Annotated in this window: 13 protein-coding genes; 5 read left to right on the top strand and 8 right to left on the bottom strand. The window is 41.7% G+C overall.

Features of this window, described 5'->3' with window-relative positions; translation table 11 throughout:
* Positions 1-37: 37 nt before the first annotated feature.
* Complete coding sequence (locus tag AU255_RS10340; protein ID WP_080522791.1) at positions 38-907, top strand: endonuclease/exonuclease/phosphatase family protein; 870 nt, start codon at positions 38-40, stop codon at positions 905-907.
* 25 nt (positions 908-932) lie between these two features.
* Here the strand turns inward: AU255_RS10340 and AU255_RS10335 are convergent, their stop codons facing one another.
* The 4 genes from AU255_RS10335 to AU255_RS20355 all read right to left on the bottom strand — a co-directional run bounded on the left by AU255_RS10335 (position 933) and on the right by AU255_RS20355 (position 3,532).
* On the bottom strand, positions 933-1,490 hold the full coding sequence (locus AU255_RS10335) for a hypothetical protein (protein WP_080522790.1): 558 nt from the start codon (positions 1,488-1,490) through the stop codon (positions 933-935).
* Positions 1,491-1,657: 167 nt separating this feature from the next.
* The gene (locus tag AU255_RS20800) at positions 1,658-1,804 is read right to left on the bottom strand and encodes a hypothetical protein (RefSeq protein ID WP_233144612.1); all 147 of its coding nucleotides are present in this window, start codon (positions 1,802-1,804) and stop codon (positions 1,658-1,660) included.
* Positions 1,805-1,967: 163 nt separating this feature from the next.
* Positions 1,968-2,822: an inorganic phosphate transporter gene (locus AU255_RS20360; RefSeq protein ID WP_198942587.1), complete on the bottom strand. Its 855-nt coding sequence runs from the start codon at positions 2,820-2,822 to the stop codon at positions 1,968-1,970.
* A 5-nt stretch (positions 2,823-2,827) separates the two neighbouring features.
* A complete protein-coding gene (locus AU255_RS20355) occupies positions 2,828-3,532 on the bottom strand; it encodes an inorganic phosphate transporter (protein WP_198942586.1) in 705 nt (234 codons plus the stop codon).
* Positions 3,533-3,925: 393 nt separating this feature from the next.
* Between AU255_RS20355 and AU255_RS10325 the strand changes: the two genes are divergently transcribed.
* From AU255_RS10325 to AU255_RS10315, 3 genes are all read left to right on the top strand, one after another.
* Positions 3,926-4,423: an acyl-CoA thioesterase gene (locus tag AU255_RS10325; RefSeq protein ID WP_080522789.1), complete on the top strand. Its 498-nt coding sequence runs from the start codon at positions 3,926-3,928 to the stop codon at positions 4,421-4,423.
* Positions 4,424-4,527: 104 nt separating this feature from the next.
* On the top strand, positions 4,528-5,325 hold the full coding sequence (locus tag AU255_RS10320) for a transglutaminase domain-containing protein (RefSeq protein WP_080522788.1): 798 nt from the start codon (positions 4,528-4,530) through the stop codon (positions 5,323-5,325).
* Positions 5,326-5,507: 182 nt separating this feature from the next.
* Positions 5,508-6,965, top strand: a complete 1,458-nt coding sequence (locus tag AU255_RS10315; protein ID WP_158083099.1) for an MFS transporter — start codon at positions 5,508-5,510, stop codon at positions 6,963-6,965.
* Between the two features lie 112 nt (positions 6,966-7,077).
* Here AU255_RS10315 and glk read toward each other — a convergent pair whose 3' ends face one another.
* The 4 genes from glk to AU255_RS21400 all read right to left on the bottom strand — a co-directional run bounded on the left by glk (position 7,078) and on the right by AU255_RS21400 (position 14,951).
* Complete coding sequence (glk, locus tag AU255_RS10310; protein ID WP_080522786.1) at positions 7,078-8,064, bottom strand: glucokinase; 987 nt, start codon at positions 8,062-8,064, stop codon at positions 7,078-7,080.
* Positions 8,065-8,066: 2 nt separating this feature from the next.
* On the bottom strand, positions 8,067-11,285 hold the full coding sequence (locus AU255_RS10305) for a glycoside hydrolase family 15 protein (protein WP_233144611.1): 3,219 nt from the start codon (positions 11,283-11,285) through the stop codon (positions 8,067-8,069).
* A 610-nt stretch (positions 11,286-11,895) separates the two neighbouring features.
* The gene (locus AU255_RS10295; RefSeq protein ID WP_080522783.1) at positions 11,896-14,343 is read right to left on the bottom strand and encodes an EAL domain-containing protein; all 2,448 of its coding nucleotides are present in this window, start codon (positions 14,341-14,343) and stop codon (positions 11,896-11,898) included.
* 485 nt (positions 14,344-14,828) lie between these two features.
* Positions 14,829-14,951 (bottom strand): hypothetical protein, encoded by a 123-nt coding sequence (locus tag AU255_RS21400; RefSeq protein ID WP_408606491.1) that lies wholly within the window; start codon positions 14,949-14,951, stop codon positions 14,829-14,831.
* 891 nt (positions 14,952-15,842) lie between these two features.
* Between AU255_RS21400 and ltrA the strand changes: the two genes are divergently transcribed.
* Positions 15,843-17,156: a group II intron reverse transcriptase/maturase gene (ltrA, locus tag AU255_RS10290; protein WP_080522782.1), complete on the top strand. Its 1,314-nt coding sequence runs from the start codon at positions 15,843-15,845 to the stop codon at positions 17,154-17,156.
* The last annotated feature ends 64 nt before the right edge of the window (positions 17,157-17,220 follow it).

The raw sequence follows: 17,220 nt of genomic DNA, 5'->3' as shown, positions 1-17,220 counted from the left end.
TAATCCAGTGGAAATTAAATAATAACTGTAAGAAACCATGGAACTCTCCCTGCTAACCTTAAACTTACATACCTATCACCAGCATTCTCGGCATTGCCCGTTCGATACCATGCATCATCATGAACGTGAAGTACATATAATTGCTGAAGCTATAGCCCAGTTAAGGATTGATGTTATCTGCTTTCAGGAAGTCGGTGAATATATGCACGATCCGATAACTCACCCTTACGGGGAGTCGCCGTCGAATATGGCTTATCGTATTACTCAGAAATTACGTAGTTGGGGGAATTACTATCATATACATCAGGACTGGAGCCATATTGGTTTTGATCGTTGGCGAGAAGGCACGGCAATTCTAAGTCGTTATCCTATGCAGCACCAGCATTCCGCTTATGTTTCTAATGACCAGAGCAAAGATAATTATATGTCGCGCAATGTCACTCTGACAGGTATCGACGTGCCATGGTATGGACTGGTTCATATATCCAATGTGCATTTAAGCTGGTCGAATCATGGTTTCTACGAAGAATATAATCGGCTGAAAAATCTGATTTATTCACGTATGAATTTTGGTTTTAGAGCTGATTTACTAGTGGGTGATTTTAATGCACCTGCTGGAGAAGACGCTTATAATTATATTGTCGGGAATCAGGAATATGTGGATCAGTTCTTTCAGATGCATCCACAACGTTTTTATGAACCTAGTTTTCAAGGACATATTGATGGTTGGTATAATAGTCCGCCAAAACGCATAGATTATATTTTTAAACGGCATGACAGTCAGATAAAGATTACCTCACTGGAGGTAATTTTCAATCATAGATTTTTTCCAGTTGTTTCCGATCATTTTGGCTATCTGGCAAGGTTTTATTTGTTTAGTACCAGCTCGCTGATCAGCTATCTATAGAGTGTTTGAGTATGAAGTCGCTTTTCTAATAAAAGCGCACACTATTCAGGAAATACTTGATATGGGACATGGATGTAGCTGCCGGCGCGATTGCATTGATCACATACAAACGCTTTTCGATAAGGAATAGATAGGTTTGTCCATCAAACTCTGGTTTGTCGGATGTCTGTTGGATATCGTAAATCAGATGTTTGCCAGAATGGTTTTGGTATTTAATGTCTGTACTCGATTGTATCTTGCCGAATGTTTTTTTTAATAATGTCTCAGTTGCTTGGCTGTATATCTTGTCATTACCGGTAAAGGAAACAGCAAAACCGGGGATGTCTGAATAATCCAGGCTGAATATCCCTATGCCAGTTTTCGATTCAAAAACATGATTGATCACATCGCCAATAACTGACTCTTGAGTGTTTTTCTTGATTTTCGGTGCTGTGGGGAACTCGATTGAAAAGTGTCCATCATCTGACTTAAATTCCTGCCAGGAAACTGGAGTTGCGCTGTTTTGATCTTCAGCGTGTGCGGCAGTTAAACAGTATAAACAAATCAAAAACCAGGATAATCGAAAATTAAGCAATGTATTCATAATGTATTTTGTCTTTACACGTAAACCAATCAATGTATTTTACACCTACTTTTAATTATTGAAGTCGTCTATGTTTGTTTCACAAATAAAAAGTAGGTATCTAGTCCTAAAAAATTAAAAAATCCAAGGTATCGGTAATAAAAGTAATCAGGATCTTTAGCCATTTTTTATTGTACTAGAGGAATACTGATTCCGGCAATCGCAGCCACCAATAGGTTAAGCATCATTGCGGCTGAAATGACACAGCCAAAGGTGAAATCTTGATAGGTCAGGCAAACGAGTGTGAGCCAGGCTGTCGTAAGCTCACAAGCCACTTGCCGATCAAGCGGTTTTTTACTTCATGCACAAAATATCTTCTGGCAACTTGGAACTCCAGGGTTATATAGAGCGACACATATTTGCTTATCTTGATTTCAGGGCGCAAGACGGCCTTCAGCCAGCAATTCGCTCCTTACAAAAAGTAGGTGAGAATGACACCTAAAAAATATTAGCTAAAGCAAGAAAGACAAGCGAGCTTAAAATTGCTGCTGCCGGTAGAGTAATGACCCATGCCAGTGCAATCGGTTTCATTAAATCCCAGTTCGCTTGTTTATTAACCAAACCAATTCCCATAATAGCACCAATAAGAATATGCGTACTGGAAACAGGGATACCGAACATTGAAGCAAGCAATACCACGGCAGCAGCAGCAAGTTCAGCTGAGAATCCAGAAGCAGGGTGCATCTCAGTCAAGTTGTGACCTACTGTCGCGATAACTTCTTTACCAATAAACCAAAGCCCAGAGATTAGCGCAACACCAAAAGTCAGCATGGCGATGGGTGGAACCGCAGCCGATGAACCCATTTCGCCAGTACGTAATACATCTAAAATAGCCGCGAAAGGGCCGATAGCATTGGCAATGTCGTTAGCGCCGTGACTGAATGCAAAGCCTGATGCAGTAAAAACCTGCATCCAGCTAAACAATAAAAAAGTTGATTTATTGAGAGAGTGACCTTTGAGTGTTTTGGCAAATATATAGGTCGCCATCCAGATAGACGCGGCAATCATCAGCATTATCAATAAGTTATTGAGCGTCGATAATTCAAGGTGCATATTCTTTAAGCCTTTGAAGATTAGCATGGCAGAGATCACCATAGAACCTAAAGCGGCAATAATGGGAACATAAGTTTCTAGCGCTCTATGAGCGGCAAGGTCTTCTTTTTTTGCATTAAGATTATGAATATCTATATAGTAATCCGTTTCTAGCTCGTCAGGGTCAAAGTCCTCTTCATTCCTTAAGCCAGCATCACGTGCGAGTGCACCGTTATAAGCCATTTGTTGGATTTCAGTCATTCTTTCTATGGCTGTTTTATGCACTTTTTTGAGCTTTTTTTCTCTTTATGAATGTCTTTTAGTTTTTTATCGGATTCATCATTGTAATTAAGAATATGCTTTTTTATCATTGCAAACAGGACATAGGAAACCGCTCCACCGAGTAGCGGGGAAATAACCCATGAAAGTGCAATTGTGCCGATTTTACTCCACTGGACCAGAGAGAAGGCTGTTTCTGCTCCATTTAAGATAAAGCCTAAAGTAATTGAACTACCAACAACGCCGCCTATAATGGAATGAGTGGTTGAAACGGGGTATCCTTTTCTAGTTGCGAATAGTAACCACATTGCGGCGGCAAGCAATGCCGACATCATGATATACACGAATTGCATGGGTTCGATGGCAATCGTCGATAAATCTACGATGCCTTTGCGGATGGTTTTAGTCACTTCTCCACCAGCAATCATTGCACCACTCACTTCAAAAATTGCAGCAATGGCCAATGCTTGTGGAATAGTAAGCGTGCCTGCGCCGACACTGGTACCAAATGAGTTAGCGACATCGTTACCACCAATATTAAATGCCATAAAAATGCCAAATATTGTCGCTAATACGAAAATAGTCACGTGATTGTGGTTGACGTAATCCATGCCCCACATAAGAAAGTAACTGGTCATGGCGAGTAGAAGAACGCCAAAAAATAAACTGAGTTTTGGTATTTTGCTAAGCATATTAGTTTGGTTGTTAGGGTAAGTTTATGAGCAAGTTAGCAAACATAACAAAAGAATATTTCAATTCTGTGACAAAGAGTGAACTTAAATTAAAGTATGGAATGACAGTAACACCAGGCTTATCTGACACTTCAGCCGAAAGAAGGGATATAGCTAATATTTAATTCTATGCTGTGAGATCAAAAGTTAGGATTTGTAGCTATACTTCATGCGGTCACAATTGTGAATAAATATCGTGCTGTGTCAGCCGATTGAAATCGGCATTCATGGCCGTTCGAAGTATAATTGGCATGAACAGTATAATCTAATGAATAAACTGAGATAATGATTGATAGTAGTTCCCTGATAATTACTAACGGTAAAAGAATACAAACTATACAAACTAGGCAGACTATGAACCAACCAGAAAAATCACTGACTATGTGTTTACTGATGACACCCGATATGGCAAATTTTGCCGGTGTGGTACATGGAGGAGCAATGCTAAAACTTTTAGACCAGGTTGCTTATGCTTGTGCGGCAAAATATAGCAGAAGCTATGTCGTGACGGCATCTCTGGATCAAGTGTTTTTTACACAGCATATTAAAGTTGGCGAGTTAGTGACTTTATATGCACATGTTAATTATGTTGGCACCAGCTCTATGGAAATCGGCATTAAAGTGGTTGCCGAAAACCTGACCAGTCATGAGCAGCGCAATACTATTTCCTGCTTTTTTACCATGGTTGCGGTGGATGAAAACGGCAAACCCAAACAGGTAACACCGCTAATAATCGCGACCGCAGTTGATAAACGTTTATATGAAGCGGCTAAGTTACGCAAAAAAATGCGTCAACAGGTTTTGGAGCAAAGCCTTGCATTGCATGATGAAATTCCCGAAGATGAGGTATAGATTGACCTTTTAAAAGCAGGTACTGGATTAGCCCGTTGATGTATGCGTAAATGGGATACCCTGATACAGCTTAATAATTTTCTTATTACGGAGTTATATTTATAATGTGGATTAAAATGGGTTGTAAACTTGATTTCGATTTGGAGGCAAGGACTCCTTTGGTGTTAATGTTGCGCCCGCGCAGCGGAGTACAGCAGTGGGTCGCGCGTGAATCCTATACTCTTACGCCCAGCGTTCCCGTGGTGGAATATACCGATATCTTTGGCAACCTTTGTCAGCGCCTGGTAGCGCCGATTGGACAGTTTGCCATTCATACCTCGGCAGAAGTTATGACAGCGGATGAAGTGGATAAAGCACCGGGTGCGCAGTTTGTAGAAGTTCAAAATCTTCCGGAGTTCGTACTTACCCATTTATTGCCTAGCCGATATTGCGAGTCAGACAGGTTTGGCGATCTTGCTCGCGAGATTACCGCTGAAGTATTGCCTGGTTATGATCAGGTGGCTAGTATTGACCAATGGGTTAGACATTTTATACGCTATACGCCTGGTTCGAGTAATCTACCTATTTCTGCGCAAGAGGTTAATGTTCGTTGCGAAGGTGTATGTCGCGATTTAGCGCATCTGGGCATAGCGTTGTGCCGCAGTATTAGTATCCCTGCTCGTTTGGTTGTAGGCTATCTTTATGGTCTTCAGCCTATGGACATGCACGCATGGTTCGAAGCCTATGTGGGTGACCGCTGGTATACCTTTGATCCAACACAAAATGTGATTCATGGTGGCCGAGTAGCCATTGCATATGGGCGCGATGCTGCTGATGTATCAGTGTTTCATCAGTTTGGTGCCGGCGCTAGTTTATCCAATATGCAAGTTAGCGTAGACTTGCTTGTTGATGCTCCGGACTAAGATCGAAGTATAGGTTTATTTGTTAGGAAATACGTTCAGTATTAAACACATTCAAGACATGAGTAGGAATGGACGTAAGTCCGCTAATAAACACTTATTTTTGAATCGTAATCAGAAAGGATATTCTGGATTTACTGATTTCAACATATTTAATACGCATGACTGTAAAGGAATCAATAACAATGACTAAGCAAGTATTAGCTGAGCATGACTTTATATCTCCAGCATCTCAAATTAAACGGGACGATTTGCCCGCGCTACCTTTTAAAAACAGGTCATTTCTCAGCTTTCTGGGTACCCAGGCTCTAGGGGCCTTCAACGATAATGTTTTCAAACAGTTAGTTTTGTTATTAGGGGTGGGCTATACCTTGGCGGATGTAGAGTATCAGGCGGTGGTGCAGTTTTTGTTTGCATTGCCTTTTTTACTCTTTTCGGGACTGGCTGGCGATCTCTCTGATCGCTTTAGCAAAGGCCGTTTGATGGTTATTTGCAAGATTGCAGAGGTCATTATTGCGTTACTGGGTGTAGGGGCATTCCTGATGATCACTGTCGGTAGCTCAGATGCTAAAGAAGCCCCTTTTTATCTTTGCATGCTTGCTGGTGTAGCTTTTCTTCTAGGGTCACAAAGTGCTTTTTTTGGTCCGCCTAAATATGGCGGCCTTCCGGAACTGGTGCGTCCCTATGATCTTGCCTCGGCAACGGGGATGACACAAATGACCACATTTTTGGCGATAATATTCGGTGTGGCAGTTGCGGGCATACTTGCAGATCTGCTTTCTGGGCGGATGTATCTGGCTGGACTGCTTACTGTCGCTATTGCGCTGCTAGGAACATTGACTTCATTGGGCATTGCCCGGAATCCTCCTGCAGATGCTCAGAGGCGTTTATCGGCTAAATCATTTATCAGTGTATTACCGACATTAAGCAGTATTTTTCGTGGCGACCCGTTACTGATGAGAATTATTTTTCTGTATTCATGGTTCTGGTTCGTTGGCGGTGTGACCTTGACATCCATCAATGCATTTGGCCGTTTTCAATTAGGTTTGAGTAATTTTGAAACCAGTATGATGGTTGCCATTACATCACTGGGTATCGCAATCGGGAGCGTGTTGGTCGGTCGTTTTTCCATGGGTAAAGTACGTGTAGGTTTGGTGATCCCGGCGTTGATTATGCTGGTTATATGTCTTCTGAGTTTGTCGCTGATTCCAGTATATAGCCCTACTGCAGAAGATATCCAGTCTTTTAATCAACTCAAAGATTCGCCTCAGTTATTGGCAGTAGCTAACATTATTCCAGTAGCGGCTGCATCAGTACGCGCAGCAACTTTTGGCTTGTTTTTGTTGCTGGGGGCAGCAGCCGGTTTTTTTTCAGTGCCTTTGCTAACATTTATCCAGGCACGTCCTTCTCACAGTGAAAAAGGGCGTGTATTTGCGGCCGTCAACTGGTTTAACTGGATTTTTATTCTGGCTTCGGCAATTGCATATGGTGTAGGAATGAAGTTATTTTCCAATCATGCTAGTCTGCTATTAGTCGCATTAGGCGCTGCAACCCTGCTGATTGGGTTAGTCGTTTTGCCTGGTATTTTTCGACTTTTAAAGCATGACGGATCGGACTTTATCTACCTAAAGCCAGTAAAGTAATCAGGATTATTTCTAGAGTTATTCAATGGAATGTCAGTTACATTGCTTAATACATCGTAAACAAACAACAGATCATCAAGATATTTGCATGCGTGGTTTAGTTTAAAAATAGCTAATCAGAGAAATAATTAGCAGCGCCTATAAGGGGAGTGTTCGGGTTCAGCGATAGCTTGATCGACATCTGGCTAAGTAAATTTTTAAAGCGACCTTTGTTAGTAAAAGCACTTAAGAACTTTTCGTTCTCCAGAGCAGAGCGGATTTTAGGGCCGATACCACCGCCAATATACACTCCCCCTGTTGATAAACATTTCAAGGCCAGGTTGCCAGCTTCTGCAGCATAAAGCTCAGCAAATAAGCGTACTGCTTCAACACAGAGAGGATCTTCATGATTAATCCCCAGACGGGAAATGATCGCATTTCTATCGCCGGCATAGCTGCTGACATCATTCGCTGTTGGTACCGCCAGGCAGGCGGGCCCGAAGCCTATATCAAGCAGAAAATCATACAGATAGCCGAAGCCATCTCCAGAAAGAACGCGCTCCCAGCTAACGTGGCCATTAAACTTTTTGCGCAGATAACAAAGAAAACGGTCTTGTTGTAGTGTTTGCGGGGCAAAATCACAATGCCCGCCCTCGGTAGCAATCGGTTGATGTTGTTGCCCATCCCAATAAAGAACCGCCTGCCCTAGGCCTGTTCCTGCAGCGATAACGGCAATATTGCCGGTTTTAATTTGTGCCTGTGGATTAAGTTCGAGCAGATCTTCAGCAGGACTATTTAACATGCCGATCGCCATGGCTTCAAGGTCATTTAACAGCTTCACCTTTTTGGTGCCGAATTTTGCAGAAAGTTCCCGGGCATCGATTATCCAGGGCAAGTTTGTGGTCTGGCAACGCTGATCTACGATTGGACCGGCAATACCTAAACAGGCTGCATCTATTGTGGTGTCGGATTTTATGAAAATTGTTAGAATATCATCGAATTGAGGATAGTCATTACTGGCAAATGTCTGTTCAAATTCACATTGTAATGTGCCCTGATTATTTTTTGCGAATAAGGCTAAAACAGTTTTTGTACCACCAATATCACCTGCTAATATCATTGTTAAGCTCCTGGTATTTCGTTGTTTGTTGCTAATAAGTACTTTAATCCGTCGATAATTCCATTGGCTACTTCATGCGGAGGTAGTTGATAAAATCCTTGCCATGATAAGGCGTGATCCAGTTCATATTGAGCCTCTCGTTCTGGATGTTTATCTAGCCAGGTAAGGCGCACAGCATGATAAATCAGAGTGTCGGTCATTAAAGTATCTTCGACTTGTAAATCCGGGTTATCTCTGAAAATAGATGCCAAAGCATGTAGCGTTTCTACTGTTAATTGCCGGTAGTCAGGAGACTGAACTTTATCCAGCCGGTGGTTGATCAACAGAACAAAGCTTTTTTCTTTATCCGTCATTTCGGCGAGTATATGCTCGCTATCCAGGCGCCGTTGCTTATTCAATTTCTCACTGATGATTAAACCTTTACAATGGTGCAGTACTTCCCAGACATCAGCAAAAAATGACTCTGTTTGACGCCCTATACTGCCTTGTTGTTCGCGCCATTCGTGCCAATCCCCAGCTCTGCCTCGATCTTTAGGGTCGATTTGCTCTGAAAAACGGGCACTATCCAGGTTTTTAATCTGGCCTTCATAGCGTAATGATTCACTCATGTTTAATTGAGATTCCGAGTTCTGGTAATCGGCCAGGGTTTCTTTTACCTTTAATTCAATGGTATGGGGTGGGAGCGCTACTAATGCATCGAAAGCTTCACCCAGGTTACATTTCTGTTGCCGCTGTAGACGAATTATAATTAATTGCATAATATGCCCGACTCTAACAGTATGCATATCGTTAAATAACTCCGGGTTGGATTTAATCAAAATACCCAGATAGATTATTAATTCCTGAATGATAATATGAACGTAAACATTGGGGCTATTGAAGGTGCGAATTCTTTCCAGTATCTCGTGTGCATTAGCTGGGCGTTGGAAGGTAGCCTTATTACTGTATTCACGGCCAACACTAAGACTTTTCTGGCGCACTAAGATATCCGTCGCTGCTTGCTCCAGGTTCGCATCGTGTTTATTTAGTAAACCGGCACAATGTCGCACCAGACTCCATTCATTCAGGTTCCCAGCCAAAGTATAGATTTCCTCAAACACATCACGCAGATGATATCGAAGGTCGTTTGCTTCGGGTAAGCTTATTTCAAAATCGAGCCCATGCCGACAATACAATAAATTGAGAATTTCATGTTGTGCATACAGATTGGTACTATTGGTAAGCAGTTTTATCAGTGTATCGTCAGTTAACTTATTCCAGTCATTTATAGCTTGCGGCATTACTGCTTCGGTTTTTGTCAGGTCTACCGGTAATAAGATGCAACATGGGCGAATTTCGTTTGGCTCGCTTTTTTCGGAAAAGTGGAAGTCATGTAGATAGTTAATGGTTTCAAGACCGGTTGTGGTGATGAACTCGTGCATATTACCTAGTTGAACAGGGACACCAAGAATTTCTCCTTGTTTTAATTCCTGCATAAAGTCTACTAATAATTGATGTCCGTCATTGTCCAGCATATTGTGTTTGATAACGATAGTGACTAGTGGTTTTCCTGGACGGTCCCAATGTTGATAGATATACCCCAGCTCCAGGCGTAGACGCTCGACAAGTAAAGGAATGTCCAGCATGAGATAAAAACCACGCTGGTTTAAAAACTGTGGTAAAAACACAAACTGTTGATCACCAAGTTTATAGAGCAGGGATGTTCCCAGGGCACGAATTTGCTTATTGGGTCTGCCACTTAAACCCAGCCGCTTATTGCGTCCTACTTGAGTGAATGCAGCAGCCAGGTCGCTGGATTCTCTAATTTGAATAGGGGCAATCTGATCAATTGTTTGGGTATTAATGCCCAATTTAGCCAGCTTGCTTTGTACCTCCGGGTCTTCCGCAAGTAGCGTCAACTGGATTTTTAGGTCTGTTTTTTGATTACGACCCATAAAGTTACTACGCCCTAATGGGTCAATGTCACTGAATTCCAGTAAACCATCCTGGAGCATTTCTCCAAGAATAAACAGGCTTTGAGCCCATACTAAGGGCACATTTTCATTGGGTACCCGTTCCTGACTGTGCGGATTCTTGCGTTCGGCTTCTATTTTATCTTCAGGCACGATGTACAATTCTGGTAGCAATAGCTGACCATTTTGTTCAACCAGGAGTCCTTTTAGTTTATTACGATATTCCCGGGCTTTATCGGTATCGCCGGCAAACAGTTTATTGAGTAGTAAATAGCTAAAAAACAAGGGCCATTCACATTCAATATCCATGAACTGCTTTAGTTCATGGGCTTCATAGTGCATACGGTGACTGTCTTCAATAACTACTTGATGACCATCGCGCAAAAAACGTTTACAGCCATATTTACCTTGAAGTTTTTCACAGATAAGCTGTTCAGTTTTTTGTAACAAATCTGGATCATCAACGGCAAATGCGGGGAAACCAATCACACTTAGAACTGCTGAATCGACTTCTTTGGAAATTGATTCGCGCGGTAATAAAGCTTCCAGTGCAATCCTGGAGCGCGCAATTTCATCGCTGAGCACGTGAATTTTAGAAGACTGACCACCATCCTTGCCAAATAGATTAAATCCTGACATGGCTTCAAGTGCGGCTTTAGCCATACCAACGGAACTGGCATTTAATTCGGCAATACCATGGTTACTTTTATTACCCCGCTCCCAGATACCGTAATCGGGAGTACGATAGGCACGTGCAATATAATGCACAAGGTTTTGTATGAAATTTACTTCATCTATGGTGAAAACGATACGCAGACCAGATGCAGTCATTTGCGCTAACATCAATAAGAAAAGTGATGTTGCATCGAGTTGTAAATGCCCCCATTCATGGTCGCCTACTACTATCTCTCCGGTGTGGGTGTCATATTTGGCATGCAAGGCATCAAGAGGGTCTTGAGTGTGTTTGAAACGCTCGACTTTATGTGCCTGGCGCATCATAGCGACTAACAAACCACGCATTAATTTAACCACACTTTGTTCAAGGATATAGGTTCTTCCTATACTATCAGCACTACGACGATAGGCTAGTGCAAGCCCCCAGGCGGCAAGAATACTATAAACATTGTCACGTACCCAGGCATCTGTATAGTCACCATGAGCTGTTATTGCTGTACTTGCTGGTAATAGTCCACTGATCGGATCCTGTCGGTCGAGAATGATATTCTGCACTTGCTGAAAATAATGATCTAATTCTGATAAAGGGTTCATGTCTATTTTCATTATCAAATGATAGCCGGTTTATATTGAGTTTAGTACTAATACTACACTATGAGTTTATTGATGAATACAGACATTAAAAACTTTTATTGTATGTCACAACTTAAGCGGCTCTATATGCTATTTATTAGGAACTCGAACGGCATAGTAAATAGGGTTATACTTCACAGCTTTGGAGAAATATTTGTCCAGGAGTCTGCGGATTTAACAGCCTAACAATGATAAAATAAGACCTCTAATAAATTGCAGCGACAAGAAAAATAATGATGGAAAACTTTATCCTGATAAACCTAAATACTCCCTGAAGGCGGACAGGAAATGAAGTAGCTTTGGTTAATGAGTGGTTCGCCGCCCCCGCGTAGCCTTAGGAAGCCTGGGGGTCGTGATCATAGCGATAGTGAAGGTGGAGACAAAATACAAGGCATTCCGAAACGGCGTCAAGTTATTTGTAGTAGTACTGCGAAGCCATTACCGAGCTTGCGGTGGTATGGCGAAGCAGTACGGAAGCGGGCTGCCGAAGGCAATAGTTACCACGTAGTTTTTCGCTGCGGAGACCGGAAGGAACCCGTCGCAGGTTTCGCGAAAAATAGTGGCGCGCTTATTACTCCAAACTAAGAAATTGATCAAGCGGTTCGGGCTTACCAATATAATAGCCCTGAACATAATCAATATTAAGTTCAGATAATTTTTTTAAGACTTCTTCATTCTCAACAAACTCCGCAATTGTTTTTTTTCCCATGATATGCCCAATTTCATTAATTGATTTAACCAGAGCAAAAGCTACTGCATCATCTTCAATATTTTTGACAAACTGCCCGTCAATTTTAAGGTAATCTACCGGAAGATTTTTTAAATAATCAAATGATGACAAGCCACTGCCGAAATCATCGAGAGAAAATTTGACACCACGTTGGCTTAATTCTGAAATAAAATCTTGTGCATCAATTAATTTATTGATTGCAGCTGTTTCTGTAATTTCAAAACAGATTTTATTAGCGAATAAGTGAGAATTGTTATTTAGCTGTTCATGAATAAAATACAGCAAGTGTTTATTGCCTAGATTTTTTCCAGAAAGATTAATTGATAAAAAGGGTACATTAATATCTTTTTCAGTTGTTTGTTTAATCCAGTTAAATACAGCTCTGATCACCCATTGATCTAGCTGTAATGAAAGGTTAAATCTTTCTACTGCCGGTAAAAATGCTCCGGGGAGAATAATATCGCCATTAGTGTCTTGCATGCGTATTAACACTTCATAATGGTCAGGGCTATTAGTCGTATTTAATTGATAAATAGGCTGTACATATAAGGTAAACAGGTTTTCATTAAGTGCCTGATTTATTTTACTAATCCATTGTAGTTCTTTTCGATTTGAAGCTAAAATGCTATCCGTTTTTTGATAGATATGTGTACAGTTTCTACCGGCATTTTTTGCTGAGTAACAGGCGATATCTGCATTAGACAATAAATCAGATAAACTCTTGGTGTTTGTTGTTATATCTGTAATGCCAATACTGACACCAATACGAAAATTTTTATTATCCCAATAAAATTGAAAGTTACTGATCTTGGTTAATAATTCTTGAGCATGTAATTCAGCCTGTTGAAGCGAACAGTGCTCTAACAGAATGGCAAACTCATCTCCCCCTAAGCGACCTACTGTATCTCTGTAGCGAAAAGTGTTCTTTAAAATTTTAGCGAATTGCTTCAACAGTTCATCACCGGCAATGTGAGTGCATGTATCATTAATAATTTTAAAGTGGTCTAAATCCAGATAGCATAAAACATGTACACTATTAGTAGTTTTAGCGGTTGCAATGACCCTGTTAATGCGGTTTTCAAATTCCCGTCGATTGATCAAGTCAGTCAAGGGGTCATGCGATGCTTGATAATTTAACTGTTCTGAAAGTTTCTTTGCTTCTGTAATGTCTTCTTGAATAGCAATAAAATGTGATACTTGGTCATTGCTATCCTTAATGGGGGCAAATGACTCCTGAGACCAGTAAAGGTCTCCATTTTTCTTTTTATTCTGTAGTATTCCTCGCCAGTTTTTTCCCGATTTAAGAGTGTTCCATAGTTCTCTGTAATCATTAATAGTGGTTTTTCCTGAGCTTAAGATACATATGTTTTTACCGATTACTTCGTCAGCAAAATATCCCGTTAACTCGAGGATTTTAGAATTAACATATTCGATATTTCCGGTCGTGTCAGTAATAATGACAAGGCTAGGGCTCTGCTCAACTGCCTGTAAAAGTTTTTTGATCTGTTCTTCATTTTGTTTGCGAAGCGATATATCCTGATGTGTTCCACATAATCTTAAGGCTGAATGATTATCTATATCATAGGCAACGACAGCGCCTGAACCCTGAATCCATGTCCAGTGCCCTTGCTGATGACGTATCCTAAATTCAACGGTATAAGGCTTTTTGCTCTTGATACTTTGTTCAATAACTTTATGTACTCGCTGTTGGTCATCAGGATGTAAGCGATTTGCCCAGTCGTCCACCTGGTTGTCAAGCTGGGATCGTTGCAGACCTAACATTTCCAACCAGCGGTCATTAACAAAATGTTCGTCAGAGACATAATTCCAGTCCCAGTATCCAAGTTCAGCACCGTCAATAACCAGATTCAATCGATTTTCAACCTCTTTACGTCGTGATATATCAAGAATAATGGCAATGAATGCAGGTTTTGTTAAAAAATGAGTTAGTTGTAAGTGTACTTCTACAAAATAAGAGCTACCATTTTTTCGCTGATGGATAGTTTCGAACTGGATAATTTCTTTAGCCCGGGTTCGTAGTGGTTCGACAAGCTGAACGAACGTTTCCAGGTTCATTTCTGGCTTTATATCCACTGGTGTAAGTTGAGTTAATTCTTCCTGTGTGTAACCGATATTTTTACAGGCCCCTCGATTGGCTTTAATAAATTTAAAGGTTTCTGCATCAAATACAAAAATTTCGTTGAGTGAATTTTCAAAAATATATCTGAAGCTTTCTTCTATGGCAGCATTTTTCTTTTTTTCAGTTACGTTCTTTTTTTCTAAAGACATAAAATTTATACCAGATTTATTTGATGGGTCGCCAAACTATAGGCCTTAAAAAATTCATAATAAGTATTCGATATGCTCGAAAGCTTGGATCGGTTTAATATCAGCTATTCCATTTGAAGTTTTAAGTGTCGGTGCCATTATTATCGCAAAGCAATAAAGAGATAGCTTGAGACTCATTAAGTTATTTGATTATTAAGTAAAATTTTCGTAAGCGAGGCCGGTTTTCCAAGTAAATAACCTGAGATGTAAATCATAGTACCATTTAATGCATGATCACATAATTGTTTTTTAATTTCTGCTATTTGTGCCGAAAGTATATTGTTAAAGTGCTAAACATCGCCCGTGACCAATGCGTATGAAGTAAAGAAAGGCAGGTAGTAGGATTTATTGTAGTTATAAAAGGAGAGCAATAGCTTTTGCTGGTGCTGGTATTAACAAAAGCTGAAGTTTTTTTACTCTAGCTGATTGTATGGGTAGATAGACTTTTATTCCCCGGCAATAGCCATTTCTTCAATTAAAATAGAGCCTGTGCGGATATTTCTGTGATGGTCTATAGCTTTAACTACTGCCAGTATATGCTGGTATATATCTTTAATATTTCCAGCAATGGTGATTTTCTATACCGGGAACTGAATCTCGCTATGTTCTAACCAAAAACCTGAGGCGCCCCGGAGCAATCACAGGTAACTGGATTGATACCCTGGCCCATCAAGTCAGTAACTACAAGGTAAGTATTCATTGCTTGGAGGGCAGACAGGAAACGAAGCAGCTTTAGCGGATGGGTAACGTTCACCGACCTTCGCATAGTCGTAGGCCGGGTGTTTTGTCGAAATCTGAGCGGTGTGACTGGCATGATAGTCAGCTAGCTGGTGGAAGTCCAGCCTTTGCCCTGTGAGAAGGGAAAAAGTAGGCGAAAGCAAGGGTGTCCAAAGAAACTCCCGGTAGCTACCCAACAGGGAAACACGGTTATTGGGAGCCAATGCGGAATCTGAAGGAAGCTCTAGCCAAATCGATCACCTAAACGAAAGTGAACCTTCGTAAGGCGGCAACAAGGGGATAAGGTGCCCGCGACCACCGAAGTCCAATATTCTCACCGTAACGTGTTGTTGTATTGAAGGTAGGTAGATCGAGAGATAGTTGACTATCTTACCCAGTGAAGAGCCGTCGGCTTTGGGTCGGAGTAACTGCGACTCCTTAAGCCCTAAGCGCTACAGTAATGTAGACGTTATGAACCGAGGGTTTTCAGATGAAGCCATAGTAATCGTAAAGTTTGGTGCCGATGAATTCATGGTGACATGAAGGAGGGTAAAACATCAAATCAGCAACAGGACGTTGGAGGTGAAGGGCGGAACACGTAAGCGGCCATGGCCGTTGATTATAAACTGATGGACTGAGATCAGCCTAACAGGAACAACCCTCTATTCGCGTCGTAAACAGTGAACGAATCGGTTGTGCGAGATTGAAGAAAGCCCATTGCAAAAGAAAGAAAAAAAAGTGAAATGAACGAACACGACCTATTAATAGAGGAACCCAGACTTTTCGACCAGTTATGCTCAACCTTATACTTGGGCGTCGCTTTTAAACAGGTAAAGAAAAACAAAGGTAAACCCGGCATAGACGGAATAACCATTGCAGACTTTGAAACTCGTTTAGACGAAGAGCTAAGTCAGTTGCAAGAGGAACTCGCAAACTGGACTTATCAACCCTCGCCAGTCCGTCGAGTAGAAATAGCCAAGCCGGGAGGCAAAGGTGTACGACTACTCGGCATACCGACGGTACGGGATCGAGTGGTACAAACAATATTAAAGCTACTGCTGGAACCGGTCTTTGATCCGCATTTTTCACCGCACAGCTATGGATTTCGCCCAGGGCGAAGCCAGCACGAAGCGGTACAAGCGGCACAACAGATAGTGAACAGTGGCAAGCCCTACGTGGTGGATATAGATCTATCCAAGTTTTTTGATAGAATCCATCACGACAGGCTGATAGCCCGAATGGGCGAGAAAATATCCGACAAACGGATACTTCGCCTAGTCGGAAACAGGTTGCGTAGCGGCGTCATGATCAATGGCATCGTCAACCCCAGCAAGGAAGGCGCAATGCAAGGGGGCTCACTCAGTCCCTTGCTGAGCAATATCGTTCTGGATGAACTGGATCAGGAATTGGAAAAACGTGGACTGGAATTTTGCAGGTACGCGGACGACTGTAATATCTTCGTAAAATCGCAAAAAGCGGCAGATCGAGTGATGGAAAAAGTCAGCCAATTCATCGAAAAGAAGCTGAAACTGAAAGTGAATCAGGAGAAAAGCCAGGTGGCTAAATCCGATGCGGTAAAGTTTTTAGGTTTTACCGTGGTTAAGGGGACAATTGCCATTGCGCATAAAGCCCTGCAAACAGCCATGAGTAAAATCGAAGCACTGACACCGCGAGGTACACATCAGACTCTGGATACATCACTGGACGAGATCAATCAATGGTATGTGGGCTGGTCAAATTACTACAGTTTGACTTACTACCCCTCACAATTGAATAAAATCGAAGCCCATATCAGGCGACGACTACGATCACGAATAGTCGATCAACAAAAGAGAAAACAGCATCTATATCGAAAACTGGTCAAACGGGGCGTACCACGAAAACAAGCATCAAAAGCCGTCTTTTCAAACAACAAACGGTGGCAACTCTCCAATGCGCGAGCAGTGACGAGGGCTTATCCGAACAGTTGGTTTATAAATCTGAAAGGGCAGGAAATACGATCCGACCGAAAGTTAGAGCATTGGTTTGAAGTTTCTCAATGGATACGTCTTGCGTGAGGAGCCGTGTACGGACCCGTACGCACGGTTCTGTGGGCAGACGGGAGCTGCGGGGCTCCCTCTG

Origin of the sequence: Methyloprofundus sedimenti (genome assembly GCF_002072955.1) — a bacterium.
GTDB classification, from domain to species: domain Bacteria; phylum Pseudomonadota; class Gammaproteobacteria; order Methylococcales; family Methylomonadaceae; genus Methyloprofundus; species Methyloprofundus sedimenti.
The sequence above is the reverse complement of the archived record's forward strand: the minus strand, read 5'-3'. Positions and strand labels throughout refer to the sequence as shown.

Excerpts from the sequence above, each read along its gene's own strand:
- ltrA (WP_080522782.1), top strand. The coding sequence starts at position 15,843 with ATGAACGAACACGACCTATTAATAGAGGAACCCAGACTTTTCGACCAG.
- AU255_RS20360 (WP_198942587.1), bottom strand. The coding sequence starts at position 2,822 with ATGACTGAAATCCAACAAATGGCTTATAACGGTGCACTCGCACGTGAT.
- AU255_RS10335 (WP_080522790.1), bottom strand. The coding sequence starts at position 1,490 with ATGAATACATTGCTTAATTTTCGATTATCCTGGTTTTTGATTTGTTTA.
- AU255_RS20355 (WP_198942586.1), bottom strand. The coding sequence starts at position 3,532 with ATGCTTAGCAAAATACCAAAACTCAGTTTATTTTTTGGCGTTCTTCTA.
- AU255_RS10325 (WP_080522789.1), top strand. The coding sequence starts at position 3,926 with ATGAACCAACCAGAAAAATCACTGACTATGTGTTTACTGATGACACCC.
- AU255_RS10320 (WP_080522788.1), top strand. The coding sequence starts at position 4,528 with ATGTGGATTAAAATGGGTTGTAAACTTGATTTCGATTTGGAGGCAAGG.
- glk (WP_080522786.1), bottom strand. The coding sequence starts at position 8,064 with ATGATATTAGCAGGTGATATTGGTGGTACAAAAACTGTTTTAGCCTTA.
- AU255_RS10315 (WP_158083099.1), top strand. The coding sequence starts at position 5,508 with ATGACTAAGCAAGTATTAGCTGAGCATGACTTTATATCTCCAGCATCT.
- AU255_RS10305 (WP_233144611.1), bottom strand. The coding sequence starts at position 11,285 with ATGAACCCTTTATCAGAATTAGATCATTATTTTCAGCAAGTGCAGAAT.
- AU255_RS10295 (WP_080522783.1), bottom strand. The coding sequence starts at position 14,343 with ATGTCTTTAGAAAAAAAGAACGTAACTGAAAAAAAGAAAAATGCTGCC.
- AU255_RS10340 (WP_080522791.1), top strand. The coding sequence starts at position 38 with ATGGAACTCTCCCTGCTAACCTTAAACTTACATACCTATCACCAGCAT.